The following is a 15875-nucleotide window of genomic DNA, read 5'->3' as shown; positions in this document are numbered from 1 at the left end:
TGTTTTGTCTTCATTATTTCTCGTTTTTATCTATTCTGAACCAATCAAAATCAGCATAACCACCACGTTTCGCATCTTGAGAACTCATACTATATATACCAACTTTTGCTCCAATCCATTTTCCTGGTTTAGCTTGAAATGGTTCTCCGATTGATGTATATTTTTTTCCGTTTTCACTAAAACTAAATTGACAAATTCCGTTTGGTTCGCTCACTTTTACTTTCAAGAAAACTTCATTAGTTGATAATTTTACTTCGGATAGAATTTTTTCGGGATTATTTTTCTCTGCTTTTTCTGCACGAATCAATTGTAAATAATATCCATCTTTTTTATTTGTGATAACTAAAGATTGATAATCTGTTCCCATGATTAATAAACCAGCAGTTTTCCCTTCTGTAGCATCTTCAGGCGTAAGTTTTACTTTTGTTGAAGCTGTGAAATTTGGTGCAGGAAATTTCTGCGTTAACAAATTAGGAACCGTCCAAAGATTATTCGAATTTTCAGGAACTTTGATCGAGAAAAGACGAAGAAAATTTTGATTTGCTAACTTACTGTACCAAACAATTGAAGGATTTGCACTCCATTGCCATTGTAATCCAATATCATTTCCTTTAAAATCATCCGTTTCCGAAGGATTTATAATTTCAGATTTATTCGAAATTGTAGGTTTTTTATATGTCAAAACAGGTTCTCCAATTCCATTTTTATCTTGATCTACACCAATAAACGGCCAATCGTTGATCCACTTCATTGGTTGAAGATGAACAATTCGTCCATACGTATCTGCATCTTGAAAATGATAGAACCAATCTTCTCCATTTTTTGTATCCACCCAAGCACCTTGATGAGGTCCATTGATAGTTGATTTTCCTTGTTCTAAAACAATTTTTTCATCATAAGGTCCATAAATATTTTTTGAACGTAAAACCAATTGCCTACCAGTAGCTACACCACCTGCAGGAGCAAAAATATAATAAAAACCGTTGCGTTTATAAACTTTTGGTCCTTCGACAGTTGGGTGATTTTCGTGTCCATCGAAAATGTGTTTTCCTTTATCTAAGACTTTTGTTCCTTCCGCATTCATTTTTTTGATTGTCAAAAGGCTTTTTACGCCAGCGCGACTTCCTGCCCAACCATGCACGATATAGGCATTTCCGTCCTCATCCCAAAACGGACATGTATCAATAATACCTTTTCCTTCTTCAACTAAAATTGGATCTTCCCATTTCCCGAAAGGATTTTTGGTTTTAACCATATAAATTCCGAAATCTGGATCGCCCCAATAAATATAATATTCGTTGTTGTGAAATCGGATACTTGGCGCCCAAACACCATCGCCTCTTTTTGGTGTACTAAAATGTTTGATAGGAAAAACATCGGGTAGGGCATGATTGACCAATTTCCAATTAATCATATCAGTTGAATGTAAAATTGGTAAACCTGGCGCTTCATTAAAACTGGAAGCTGTCATGAAAAAATCATCACCGACACGAATTGCATCAGGATCAGAATAATCTGCATGTAAAACAGGATTTTTATACGTCCCATTTCCTAAATCTGATACCCAAACATTTGATTTTTGAGCGTGTATTGGCAAGAAATTTAATCCTAATAATGATAGGAGAATTAATGTTGATTTCATGGCGATTAACGATTTAATTCTAATGCAGCTAATATAAATGGTCCAGTTCCTTTTGGATCATTTGCTCTTATTTCTTCACTAATGTAATATTCGTAAGAACCATCGCGATAAGGATTTCCTCCTAAACCTGCAACAGCACAGCATTTTTCTAAACTTACAATACCTTTTTCATCGACTTGAATAAATTCTTTTAAAATTCCATCAAATCCATTTTTGGCATTTTTCATGTATGATTTTGGCAAATAACCTTTGTTAACACCTTTTGCTAACGTATAAACGTACATTGAAGTACCTGTAGCTTCCAAATAATTTCCTGTTCTATTTCCTTGATCCAAAACTTGATACCAAGTCCCTGAAGAATGTTGAACCTTCACAATCGCTTCCGCATATTGATTAAGGTATTTGATTAATTTATCACGACCTTGATAATCTTTTGGCAAATAATCTAATACATCGACCAAAGCCATTCCGTACCAACCCATTCCTCTCGACCAGAAATGTTGAGAAAGACCTGTTGTACTATTTGACCATTTTTCTTTTCTACTTTCGTCCCAACCGTGATAATATAAACCAGTTTTTGGATCGCGGTTATATTTTTCGATTAAGTCAAATTGTAAAACAATTTTATCATAAGATTTCTTCGCATCAGTAGCGCTCTGAAATTTTGTTGCATATTTTGCATGAAAAGGTTCGGCCATGTAAACACCATCTAACCACATTTGATTTGGGTAGATTTTTTTGTGCCAATATCCGCCTTCCGTTGTTGTTGGTTGTTGTTCTAATTGCTTATCCAACGTTTCCATTGCAATTTTGAAACGCTTTTCTTTTGTTTTTTCGTATAAATCAAAAATTGCGTCACCAGATTTGATCATATCTAAATTATAATTCTCGAACTTATACGTATCAATTTTTCCGTTCGAATCAATCATTCTATTTGCATAATCGTAGATATAATTATAGACAGTTTGGTTATTTGTTTGCTCATATACTTTGTACATAGCGTCTAAAACCAATCCATTTGTATAACTCCAACGTGGCTTGTTTTGAAAATCTAAAAGTGTAGGATCAGGGAAACGAATAGTTTCTGAAATTGCCATTCGTTCTGACCATTTTAACTTTGGATTGACAAGAATATCTTCTGTATTTTTTTTCTGACTGATACAAGACGTACTCGAGATTATCATCAAACCACAAACCGTTGTTTTTAAAATATTTTTCATTATCAACTATTTATAAACGATTAGACTTTTCTAATTGAACTAATTTCGAATTCAAATCATTGTAGAATTCAGTTTCGTTTTTAAGTCCATTTGGCTCTTGTGCCCAAGCTGCCAAAATATAATATGTCATTGTTTTGGTTGTCGGTTTGAAAACAATTAAATGATCATCTTTTCCGTCTACTAATTTTTCTACCTCATCCGATTTATAGAAAATTGCCATTCCAAGCAAATCATTTTTGTCAACTAAAGTTTGTTTTCCGTAAGTTGAGATATATCCCCAACTTCCATTTGCGCTTTTCTTTTGCTGCAACGGAATATTTTTGAATTTTACCAAACCAGTTGTTAAACCATTCGTTAAGACAGAAGTTTTCAATTCAAATTTAGAAAAACGATCATAAGGATAAATCGAAACTTTTGCTTTTACATCTGTTGTGTGATCCGCAGTTTTCCATTTAGAATAATCAATTTCAAAACTCGAAACATTTTTACTGTTTTTTACTTTGACATATGTATTCTCAACTTGATGCAAATGCGCAACTGTATCATTCACTAATCGCCCAAAACCACCAATTCCAAGCGATTTCCCAGCTTTCAAGATATCTTGTCCCCAAGGAAGAGGTTCGTGATAAGAATCAAAACCATCTTGTCCAACATCTTGCAAAACTTGTGTTTTTACCTTTTTCCCGAAAATATCAACCGCATTTCTCCAATCCAAATACAAGCGATAACCAACATTTTGATTTTCCCAACCTGGACCTTCGTATCGAATATCGAAAGCATGATCGGTATGTTGTGGATCAAGCGTATGTTCTTGTACATTTCGAAATGTTCCGCCTTCATATTCTTTATGACCTCTTTTTCCATCTACCCATTTTCCACCTTCTTTTATAGAAATTTCGGAATAGGTAAATCCATTGTTTTCATGTTGAACCAATCTGTTACTACAAGAAGTGACAAGGATTAATGTTGTTATTGTGGCAATAATTTTTTTCATACGTATTAATTTTTAAAATTAGTGAGGAGTTTAATTGACGATCCAATCACCCAAAACATTATTTTTAGAGAATGCTAAAGCTTCTTGAGCAGTTAATTGACGACTCCATTTAACTCTTTTATTTGCGATATGTTTACCTGTAGATTTATATTCGGAGTAGCGAGCTGTAGATTCATTTGCAACTTTTCCCCAATTGTTCCAACCTTCCGCTTTAACAGACAAATCTATGTCGCAATTGATAAAAGCAGTTTGAGCAAAAGGTCGCCAAGGTCTTCCCAAATGATGAGAATCTTGATTGTTTCCTGAAATTTTACAATTCTCGAAAACGAAACCGTATTTCTGATCTTCTGTCGTTGATGCCGCTGTAATGTATCCTTTCCCTTTATTATTTAGCTGACAGTTCTCAAAATAAGCGGTTCCTGCTCCGAAAATGTAATCGACTGTACCTTCGATGTAACAGTTGTTAAAATATTGTCTGCTTCCGCTTTTTACCAAATACAATGTATCTTGATTTCCTAAAAACCGACAATTTGTAAATTTTATTTTATCTGCATCAACACGAACAGCAACAGCTTGTCCAACTTCGCCTGCACTATTTTCGAATGTTATATTTTCGGCTGAAAAATTGTCTCCAAAAATAAAAAATGAAGCCGAACCAGATGTTCCAATTTCTTGACCAATATTATTTAATTTTGATGCGTAATCATCATACGTCAAAATGGTTTTGTGTTGATCTTCGCCAATAAAATTAATCATCGTTTTAGAAGGAGGTAAGGTAATTTTTTCTTTATAAACTCCATTTTTGATCAAAACTTTTACAGGAACTCGACTAAAATCGGGTAGTGCAGCAATTAATTCTTGAATAGTTTTGAATTGACCAGAACCATCTTTCGCTACAATAAAATCATAATCTTTGACTTTGTTATTCGCTGAATTAATCTTTTCTGAAACTAACGATTCTGCATAAACTTCTAAATTGGTATATTGACTTGATAAATTGTAACCGTTTGCATCATTAATACCAACTTTCAAATTATTTCTTTTTTCCCATTCATCGTCCATTCCATCTTGATCTGTATCTGTAGGAATATTGTATGTTTTTAACGTAGGAAATCCACCAACTTCTGTTTGACTATCAATAATTCCGGTCATATTTTTTGGATATCCGTTTGTTAAATAACCAATTAATCGATTATCAACTTCATCGCGTTTTAAACTTGCTCCCGCATGTGCTTGAACCATTTTGTAGGCATTTTCAGTAGAATGAGTGATAATTTCATTTTTACCAAATTCAGTTTCAGCTTTTGCTTTTAAAGGTTCATCGGCTTGTACACCGCCATTCCAGTTATTTGCTGTTATATCAGCATAACCTTTTACAAAATTTCCGTTGACATAAAATTTACCATATGGAATAGAAGGATTTACAATTCTATTTTTATGTTTTGTGGCTGGTCCAGATTTGAAATAATTATTAATCAAATTATATTTTCCTTTTTCTCCGCCATAAATAGAATTTGCGCCCCAATTAAAAATTACATTATTACGAAAATCAACCATTTCATCTTCAGGATTTACCGTTGATTCTGACCCACTAAAACGAGGATTTCGACTATTGTTACTCATAATTAGATTGTGGTGGAAACTTGCAGGCTCACCACCCCAAATTCCACCATAACCATGCGCTCCTTTTATATGAACAGATTTATTAAGAGCTTCTGATATGATAGACCATTGAATTGTAAGATTTTTGACACGATAAAACGAGATGTTTTCATCTGTAGCCCAACTTACCGAACAATGATCTATGATTATATTTTGTGCATTTCGACCACCCAAAGCATCACCTTCTACTTTTGCTAAATCGCCTAAACGAAATCTCATGTAACGAATAATTACATTGTCAGATTTGATGGTTACAGGATAATTAGAAACCGTAATACCATCTCCAGGAGCAGTTTGTCCAAGAATAGAAATATTTCCGTAATTAATATCCAAAGGAGATTGCAATATAATGTTTCCAGAAACAGCAAAAACGATTGTTCTGCTCAATTTTTTTTGAATTCCGTATCGTAAACTTCCTTTACCAGAATCGTTGAGATTTGTGACAATATAGACTTCTCCACCTCGTCCACCAGAACTGTACCTGCCATNNCTGTCCCTGCCATATCCTTCGGCAGAAGGAAAAGCAGGTAAATTCTGTGCAAATAAACATGAATGAATTAAAAATATAAATGTAATTGCGATGTGTGATTTCATTTTTTATCGTTTAATTAATTCCACCATCTTGGATCTCCAATCGCAGCACCTGTAGAAGATGCAGTTCTTAATGGAGAATTGACTGGTAATGTAAAATCAATTGTTGTGTTTGTCCAATTTAGAGCATTGTCTTGATTATTCGTAGAAGTTACTCCTCCAGTAGGAAAAACAAGTTTTTGTAAATCAGCTGCTTTACCATTCGTCAAATTATAGAAATTGTTGAACGTAAAAACAGCTGTACTTGAAGTAGCTAAACGAATTAAATTATTACTCGATAAACTTCCTCCAACTCTTGGCGAATTTGCAATAATATTATTGGTAAAATTAGCTTTGATCGGCACGTTATTATTGTCTAATAGTGGAAAAGAAGAACTTTGTCCAAAACTATTAATTGTACAATTGTTGACATTAATTGTTGCGTTAGCAGATGGCGTAGTAATACTTTCTCTGTATCGAATAAATAAATCTCCAACTTCTGTAAATGTTGAATTTTCGATATTAACTTCGTTAAAAACTAATTTGTCTAAATGTAAAAATCCGTAAGATGAAGCTGGGAAATTCTTGAAGAAAGAATGTTTAATCTCAAATTTATCCATTACATATCCGCTATTTGGACCTCTATTTGCTCTGAAAGCTGAGGTTTTAACACTACTTACAATACAGTTTTCAATCAATACATTTGCAAAATTAGCCTTCGCACCATTGCTGCTGCTGCTTGTCAAATTGATTAAATAATCTGCCGTATTTGCGCTTCCATCTAATTCGATATTCTTTAGATGTAAACCAGCCCCAGTATCATTTAACGTAAATTCTTTGAAAGAAACTTTTGTATCTTCTGGATTTCCAGAAATTCCAATCAATGAAATTTTCTTCGCATTAATTGCAAACAATTTATCTCCAGAATCATATTTACCAGGATTTAATCCAATGATATCACCATCTTTTGCATTGTTAATCAAGGTGATTAAATCATCGCCAGAATTAGCAATAACACTATAACTTGTAGACGATTTAGTCGTGAAATTCTGAGAACCAACGCTTGTATTTCCTTTATAAATTTCGACTGTATATCGTGTACTTGGATTAAGCCCTTTTGTTGTTTTAAGTCCAGCAGTAGCTTCGCTACTTGTAATTTGACTTATAATAGGATCGCTAACATAAACAGGATCCTGACCAGAAACTTGTGTATATGCTTGAAATCTCAATTCAGTTACTCCAGCAGTTACATCCCAACTAACCGTTGCTTGATTCTCCAGAATATTTGGATCATAAATAGGATGCAAAATTTGGATTCCAATAATTTTAATTCGCTTACTAACAGACCAGTGAGATTCTGGTCTGTTTTCGTAAGCATTTGTTTTAACACGTATAAAGAAATTTTTTCTCACGGGAATTTCTTGATCCGTAATAACAACTCCAGCAGAATCTGTTTTTTTTGTTAAAATGATATCTTTTGGATTTGTAAATAACGAATCGCTTGAAACTTCTGTTGTATAAGTTTCGTCAATATTATTAGTATACAGAGAAGGTGACCATGTGACTTTAGTTTCTGTTTCAAAATTTTCGGCAGATAAAGACAATGGTGTAAACATTCTCATTGGATCGTTAGATTCTGACTGAAATTCATCATCATTACAAGAGATTACAGCATTTGCAGTAAGTAATACTGTTCCTATAATCAATATTTTATAAAAAGTTTTTTTCATAATAATTGTGTTTTAGTATCCGTAATCTTGTGTTAAATTATAATTTGTATTGATGATATCTTGATAGATTGGCAACAATTCTGAATGATTTGGTTTGTAATATTGTAACCAACCTTTTCGTTCGTCGTTAATCATTGTCGCAACCATTCCTGTTTGCCAGTTTATGCGTGTATATCCCGTTGGAGTAGAAGCAACAGAAGGAGTGTAGAACAATTCTGTTTTATCATTTCCAACAAAATAAGTATCTAAACTCAAAACAGTTTTTTGGGCTGTCTGTGTTGGATCGTATTTCCCAATTTTATAATAGATGTATTTAGGTACATTGGCATATTCTCCCGTTCCATCTAATAAATTTTGCAATTTAGCACGAGTTTCTGTTACTACTTGACCTAAAAGATTCCATCTGATTAAGTCATATTTTCGGATAGATTCTCCACCAAATTCCAATAATCTTTCGTGTACAATTTGCTCAAAAAAGCCTTGGTAGCCATTCGCTGTAACTGCAGGCATTTTATCAGGATTGTTTGCATAAGCTCTTGCTCTAACTTCTCTCAAAGCATCTATTGCAGCAGCCGTTGGTCCACCGTTTAATTCATTTTCTGCCTCAGCAAACATTAATAAAACATCTGCAAAACGCATAATTGGCCAATTGATTCCAACATTTTGAGAAGGACCTGTTACTTTTGTCCAAGACTTTCTGAATTTTCCGTCTGTTAAAGCGTCAATTTTAACCACTTGTGTTAAATCATCAGCATTAATTTCGAACGCATTGATTGTGACATCTCGTCTTTGATCATATTTATCAAATTCATAAAAATAAGTTGGTAAAGCATTTATTCCGCCACCACCATTCCATTTAGAAGCTGCATTATGACGTAATCCGTTGTAATAACCAAGTTTACTATCAGTTCGCGCATTTCCGCCAAAAGCACCTACTTGAAAAATCATTTCGTTTGTATTATCCATGCGACCTTCGTGAATAGCACGGAAAACATCTTCGTAATTTGGATTGATATTATGACTTCCACGTTGTTGCATAATGTCAAACGTTTCGTTGCGAGCAATTTGGTAATATTTTTCTGGATTTGTTCCTTTAACCATCTGTACAGGCTGTCTTCTCAACGAATATCCAGCTCTAGCAAGTGCAATACGAGCACGTAAGCCTTTCACAAAAGCTTTTGTAATTCGTGTTGTAGGATCTCCAGATTCGGCTCTCCATGGAATAACTTTTGAAGCAGTTTCTAAATCATTTAATAAAACTTCATACACTTCATCACGATCAGTTTTTGGAAGGAAAATATGTTCGTACTGAGAAGATGGTTTATCTTGAAATGGAACATCACCAAAGTTTCTGATTAATTCGTAATAATATTGCGCTCTTAACGTCAATGCTTCTCCGTAATATCTATCCATTAACTTTTTGTCACTATCACTTCCAGATTTGTAGACATCAGATGTCGGAATATTATAAATTAATAAATTTGCTCTTTCGATTCCTGTGTATAATTGACGGAAAGGTTTGTCTAATTCTGGATTTGTAGGACATGCATTGTACATACTAATTCCACGACGATCGTTACAATTGTAATCACCTGATGTTTTGAAATCATCTGCAGCTTGTCCAATGATAGAAGAAATTCTGTTTCCGTAACCATTATCACCAGCCAATTGATTATATACGCCAACCAAAGCAGAGTAAGTGTAACTTGCATCGTTGTAAACCTCTATTTCGGAAGTATTGGAAGGGCTACTAACATCCAAATAATCATCGCATGATGTTGTTGTTAATAAAACGATGCTAACGCCTAATATTTTTATAATTGTTTTTGTTTTCATTTTTGATGTGTTTTGAGATTAGAAAGTAACATTAATACCTGTTAAGAAAAATCTGCTTCGTGGATAGGCAGCGTAATCAACTCCAGGAGTTAAAGGACTTGTGCGTCTTGTATTTGCTTCAGGATCATAACCAGAATAACCAGTAATTGTAAATAAATTATTGATTGTTGCGTAGATTCTTACTTTGCTAATAAATTTCGTTTTTGCTAACATATCTTCTGGTAAAGAATAACCAACTGTAACGTTGCTTAATCTTAAATAAGATCCATCTTCGATGGCATAAGAATGTAAAATATAATTTCCAGAAGGAGGTGACCAAAATGTAGCATTTGCGTTTAGAGCTTCTAATTGTGTAGGATCTGTTACTCGATTTCCGTTATCGTCAAAATTTCTCCAAGCTCCAGCAACTGCTTTTAACATATTGTTGTCGCGGTATAAATATTGTGTTGTAAACTCAACTTTATTGGCATTGTAAACTTTATTACCAACAGAATAAGTGAAGAACATACTTAGGTCGATATTTTTCCATTGAAATTGTTGATTAAATCCACCATAGAATTTAGGTTGAGCATTTCCTAAAACTGTTTTATCATTATCATCAATTATTCCATCGTTATTTAAATCTTTCAATTTTAAATCTCCAGGACGCACATCTTTTGAACCTAATGCCGCAGCAGAATTGCTTGCAACACCAGCTTTTAATGTATATTTTTGAGTTGATGGATTGTAATCGAAATCGCTCACTTTGTACCATCCGTCTGTTACATAACCATAGAATTGTCCGATAGGTTTACCTACTTCAACTTTGAAATCTTGCAAATTATTTACCCATCCAGATGATTGATAATAGTATTGTAGACCATCACCAGTTACATCTTTTCCTAAAGATTTGATAACATTTTGATTATGAGAAATATTGAAGTTTACATTCCATTTAAAGTTTTTAGATTTCGCAATATCAGCACCTATTGTAAATTCAATTCCTTTGTTTTCCGTTTCACCAGAGTTTTGATATTGGTATTCGTATCCGCCTGTTTGCGGAATTTTAGCCAATAATAATAAATCTTTTGTATTTGTTACATAAGCATCGATACTACCATAAACACGTTTATTGAATAAAGTATAATCTAATCCAATGTTTTTAGAAATTGTTTTTTCCCATTTTGCACCCGAATTTGCCAACCTTTCATTAGGAGCTAAACCTGGAACTACAGCATTATCAAATGAATATCCCCAGTTACTTGAACTACTAAAGAATGTTGAATATAAGAATGGCTCAATGCGGTTATTACCCGAAGTACCATAGCTTAAACGTAATTTTAGTTCGTCAATCCAAGAAGAATCTTTTAAGAAATTTTCTCTTGCAACATTCCAAGCAAATGAAGCAGAAGGGAAGGTAGCATAACGATTATCAGGAGAGAATACACTCGATCCGTCTGTTCTGACAGAAAGTGTTAACATATATTTTTTATTGAACGAATAATTAACTTGTCCAAAAAACGAAGCCAATCGATCCACATTTACTGATGTTGAAACTGGATCTTGTACCATTCCTGCTGGAGGAACCGCACTTTGCAAATTAGAAAATGCTTGATTAGCCGAAATATTTTTTGGTAACCATTTGATATACGTTCTTGATGTTTCTCCGTCTGTTTTTACAATTTCCTGTCCAATCATTACATCTAGTTTATGAGTAGAACCTAATCTTGGTGAATATTGTAATGTATTTGAATTTGAAATTCTTCTTGTTTGACTTGCACGCATATCAACCACAGGAAGATTAGCATTTGCCATTGCAACACTTGTGATATTTCCGTAAAAACTATTGTCATTGCGATCTGTTTGTACATAACCAAAAACAGATTTGAAGGTTAACCCTTTGACAATTTGCCAAGACAAGTAACCATTCATCAAAAGGTTTTGTCTTTCGTCTTCTCTTACTTCATTATTCGCTAGCAAAACAGGACTTGTAAGGTTTGTTTGTGCATAATAATCTGGATCGAAGAAATCAACATACGATTCGTTTCCTGGAGCAGCAAAAGGTTGATATCTCACTGAATTACGAAGTCTGTTATTTGATTGAGAACCTGTATTTGAAGTACCAGCTCCCATGATTTTATCTTTACTATATCTAAAACTAACTCCCGTTTTTACTTTGTCGCTGATTTTATGATTTAATTTGAAGTTTGCTAAATTTCTTTTGTAACTAGAATTCAGCATAATTCCATCTTCGTTGATGTGATTTAAATTTAAACTGAAATCAGTCGATTTATTTCCACCAACAATCGAAACGTTATGATTTTGAGAAAAAGCTTTTCTACCAAAAACTTCTTCTTGCCAATCTCTCGCTTCCATACTTTTATAGATATCTATATCGTTAAAATCTCCATATCTTTTTCTGAAAGAATCTGCTAATTGCTCATCATTATTAATATTATACAATTCATACTGATAACGTACAAATTCATACGGAGTCATTACTTCTAACTTATTCTGAATTTCTCTAAATCCAGTATAATTAGAATAAGTAACTTGTGTAGGCATGTTGAAACCACTTTTTGTCGTAATAAGCACAACACCGTTTGCACCTCTCGCACCATAAATAGCAGTAGAAGCTGCATCTTTTAAAACATCAATACTTGCAATTTCTTGTGGAGATAAAATAGATAAGGCATTTTCTACTTGTATTCCATCCACGATATACAGAGGGCTGTTGTCTTGTGTAATCGATGTGCCTCCACGAACTTTAATTGTAACATCAGCTCCTGGTGCACCTTCGGACATACTAACTTGTACACCAGCTAATCGACCTTGTATAGCTTCAGCAGCAGAATTTACTGCCATATCTTTTATCTGATCAGCATTTACACTTGCCACAGAACCTGTTAATTCATCACGTGTTACAGTTGTATATCCAATTACAACAACTTCATTTAGATTTTGTTGCTCTGTTGCAACAAGATCTTTCAGTTTTATATCGATTGTTCCTTTCTTATTAACAGGAATAGTCTGTATTTCATAACCATCATAGGTAATGGTTAAAGTCGAGTTATCTGGAACAACAATTTCATAAAATCCATTTTCATCTGTAATTGTTTCGTACGTTGTCCCATCTACATAAATGTCAACTCCATTAAGAGGTGAATTATTAATAGATGATTTAACTGTTCCGGAAACTTTTATTTCTTCTTGCGCAAAACTCGCAATTGGTAGAAGCAAAAGCGTGAATAACTTAATTTTAGATATCCTCATATGTGTGGTTTTGTGTTTCTTCTGTTAAACTAAATAATTTTTAGCGTAATCGATTACATTATTAAATATAAAGGTGTATAGAAAACACTAAAGTAAAATTATTATTATTAATAATAAAATAAAAATTATAAAAATAATTTGTTATTGATAAAATGATGCTCTTTTTTGTAAAAGAACATCATTATTTTACGGATATAGTATTAATATGCCGGATTTTGTTTGAAATTTGAATTTTGATTTAAGTCAATTGCAGCCTGAGGAATAGGTCTTAGTATTTTAAGTTGACCATTATTTCCATTAAAATTAGATTGTTTAATCAAGAAATTATATTTTGAAGCACGTTCAACTAATTTTCCTGTACGTTTTAAATCAAACCAACGGTTATATTCACCTAACATTTCTCTCGCTCTTTCATCTAAAATAAAATCAATATTCATGTTTGATGCAGTTACATTTTGTACACCAGCTCGCTTACGAACTTCATTGATTCGTTGTAATGCTGTAGATATATTTCCTGCTTTTAGATATGCTTCGGAAGCAATAAGATAAGTATCGGCCAATCTTGAAAGAATAATGTCTCTCGTGTTTGTAAATTTTCCAAATGGAGCTTTTGGATCATCAAATTTCTTTACAGGAATCGTTTGATAATCAAAATTAGGATTGCTTTCTGCAGCATAAGTTCCATAACTATGATATTCTACACCTGGATTTTTTGCAATATAGTTTGCCTTATATGTATCATTTTTTGCAAACCACTTAGGTTCGTAATAATGCTTTACAGTTAAAGTTGAATGATCGCTTACATCAAAATAATCAAAATAACGATCATATACTTCACCCATAAAAGTTGCGTTCCAACGTGTGTCATCTTGAGTGTATAAATCAAGTGCAAACTGAGTAGGGCATAAGCTATATGTACGATAAGGAGCTTTACCTGCAACTTCTGATCCACCATGATATGGTCCAAAATAACTACTTTGTGCATGACCTAAATTAAAAGGATCTGTACTTGTTGAAGCTGCGCTGTATTGAACAGAAAAAATAGTTTCTGCATTGATTTCGTTGCCAGGTTTCCACAATTGTTCGAACGAAAGTGAAAGAGCTTGCCCAGCAATAACGTTATCTGCATATTGAGCTGCTGTTGTAAAATCATCATTTGTTCCAAAAGTTTCGTAACCGCGTGTTAAGTGAACTAATGCTAATAAATGCTGAACAGCTTTTGTATTAACATGCCCATTGTAAGCCGTATTTCCAACTAATTTTAATGACTCTTCTAATTCTTTGATAATAAATTGATAAACGTCTTTTGAAGAAGTTCTATCAAAACTTAATTGTGGTGTATTAATATATTCTGTAACCAAACTTACATCTCCATAGGTTTGTACCAACAAGAAATAGGCGTTTGCTCTTAGGTATTTTAATTCTCCAATTTGCTTGTTTAAGTTAGAAGAAGCTGCTGTTTTATCTGAATAATACAATGCCATATTTGCAGCTTGAATAGCCGTATAGCAATTTTTATAAAGATGATCTACTCCTTCTGACGAAGCATTAAGTTCTGTGTATTGACTTAAACCTGGTGGTTCAGCTGTTCTTCCTCTTGCATATAAATCTGTTCCTGCGACAAAAAGCCAAGGCTCTTTTCCATAAATATTTTTTAATTGAGCATAATTTGCATTAACCAATGAAGTAAATCCTTCTGCGGTTGTATAGTATTGTTCTGCAGCTACGTTAGAAAGGTTTTCTTCTTCTAAAAAATCACTGCAAGAATATGTTGTGCTTAAAGCTAGTAATAATATAACGATTTTTTTCATCTTTAAAACTTCTTAAAATTTAACATTTAATCCCAATTGATAAGTAACAGAACTTACGCGTCCAATTCCAAAATTTGCTGTAGCCCACTCAGGATCATAACCATTATAGTCGGTGAAAACGAATGGATTAATTACATTAGCATAAACTCTTAGAGAATTGAATAATCCAATTTTAGATAAAGTATTTTTGTCAAATGTGTATCCTAAGGCGATATTTTTCACCTTCACAAAAGAAGCATCTCTATAATAGCCAACTTTATTGTTTTTCCAATAAGTACCTTCATTATATGGTTGCGGAGCGGTATTAGAGAATTGAGCAGGTAATCCAGCGTCATTTGTTGGAACAAACCAGTCCATATCAATTTTAGATCGACCTCTGTCATACACGTTTGTAAAGTTTTCGTGGAAAGGAGAATATGCTAAAACACCTTGATTTGTAATTAAAGAAGCAGACAAATCAAATTGTCCAACTTTTAACGTTGTGAAAATACTTCCTGACCAATCCGGATCTGATGATCCCAAAATAACGCGGTCATCAACCGTTATTTTTCCATCTCCATTAATGTCTTTTACTTTTGCTTGACCAACTGTTTGACCATATTTCTTCGCCTCAGCTTCTTGATCTGGTTGCCAAACGCCATCAAACACATAATTGTAATACGAATGAATAGATTCTCCAATGAATAAATTGTTTCCAATATCATCCACTGTGTTTTGACCATATATTGATTTGATTTTGTTGACATTTTTAGAGAATGTAAATGTCGTTTCCCAACTTACTTTTTTAGTTTGGATAATTTTTGCTGTTAATGCAACTTCAACCCCTTTATTACTTACAGATCCGATGTTTCCATTAATATATGTCCATCCTGTTTCGTAAGGTAATTGTTGTTTCATTAACAAGTAATCTGATAATTTATCATAAATATCAATCGATCCTGTAATTCTGTTTTTAAAGAATCCGTAATCTAATCCAACGTTAAATTCTCTTGTTTTTTCCCATGTTAAGTAAGGATTTGCGATTTTTCCTGGTAACCAACCATTTGCTACAGTTCCATTAAAATCATAATAATATTGATCGGTTAATAAATTTGTTGTAGAATATGGCTCAATAATATTATTACCTGTATAACCCCAACTTGCTCTTAATTTTAATTC

At 33.3% G+C, this 15875-nt stretch carries 9 protein-coding genes; all 9 read right to left on the bottom strand.

The features are described 5' to 3' along the window. Positions 1 to 13: 13 nt before the first annotated feature. The gene (locus tag B4H69_RS04105) at positions 14 to 1642 is read right to left on the bottom strand and encodes a glycoside hydrolase 43 family protein (protein ID WP_180906620.1); all 1629 of its coding nucleotides are present in this window, start codon (positions 1640 to 1642) and stop codon (positions 14 to 16) included. Between the two features lie 5 nt (positions 1643 to 1647). After that, entirely contained in the window at positions 1648 to 2862 is a 1215-nt protein-coding gene (locus B4H69_RS04100) for a glycoside hydrolase family 88/105 protein (RefSeq protein WP_180906621.1), read from the bottom strand. 10 nt (positions 2863 to 2872) lie between these two features. Further along, positions 2873 to 3856: a DUF4861 family protein gene (locus tag B4H69_RS04095; protein WP_180906622.1), complete on the bottom strand. Its 984-nt coding sequence runs from the start codon at positions 3854 to 3856 to the stop codon at positions 2873 to 2875. Between the two features lie 30 nt (positions 3857 to 3886). Continuing rightward, positions 3887 to 4918, bottom strand: a complete 1032-nt coding sequence (locus B4H69_RS16505; protein ID WP_422653362.1) for a pectinesterase family protein — start codon at positions 4916 to 4918, stop codon at positions 3887 to 3889. 1208 nt (positions 4919 to 6126) lie between these two features. After that, positions 6127 to 7818, bottom strand: coding sequence for a DUF4957 domain-containing protein (locus B4H69_RS04085; protein WP_180906624.1), 1692 nt, complete (start codon positions 7816 to 7818; stop codon positions 6127 to 6129). Between the two features lie 12 nt (positions 7819 to 7830). Next, on the bottom strand, positions 7831 to 9654 hold the full coding sequence (locus tag B4H69_RS04080; RefSeq protein ID WP_291067740.1) for a RagB/SusD family nutrient uptake outer membrane protein: 1824 nt from the start codon (positions 9652 to 9654) through the stop codon (positions 7831 to 7833). An 18-nt stretch (positions 9655 to 9672) separates the two neighbouring features. Continuing rightward, positions 9673 to 12906, bottom strand: a complete 3234-nt coding sequence (locus B4H69_RS04075) for a SusC/RagA family TonB-linked outer membrane protein (protein ID WP_291076813.1) — start codon at positions 12904 to 12906, stop codon at positions 9673 to 9675. Between the two features lie 200 nt (positions 12907 to 13106). After that, complete coding sequence (locus tag B4H69_RS04070) at positions 13107 to 14717, bottom strand: RagB/SusD family nutrient uptake outer membrane protein (protein WP_180906627.1); 1611 nt, start codon at positions 14715 to 14717, stop codon at positions 13107 to 13109. Between the two features lie 12 nt (positions 14718 to 14729). Then, on the bottom strand, positions 14730 to 15875 hold a 1146-nt coding region (locus tag B4H69_RS04065), incomplete at its 5' end, for a TonB-dependent receptor domain-containing protein (RefSeq protein WP_291092820.1).

Origin of the sequence: Empedobacter sp. UBA6745 (genome assembly GCF_002453775.1) — a bacterium.
Classification (GTDB): domain Bacteria; phylum Bacteroidota; class Bacteroidia; order Flavobacteriales; family Weeksellaceae; genus Empedobacter; species Empedobacter falsenii_C.
Note: the sequence above shows the minus strand (reverse complement) of the source record. Positions and strands in the feature narration are given on the sequence as shown.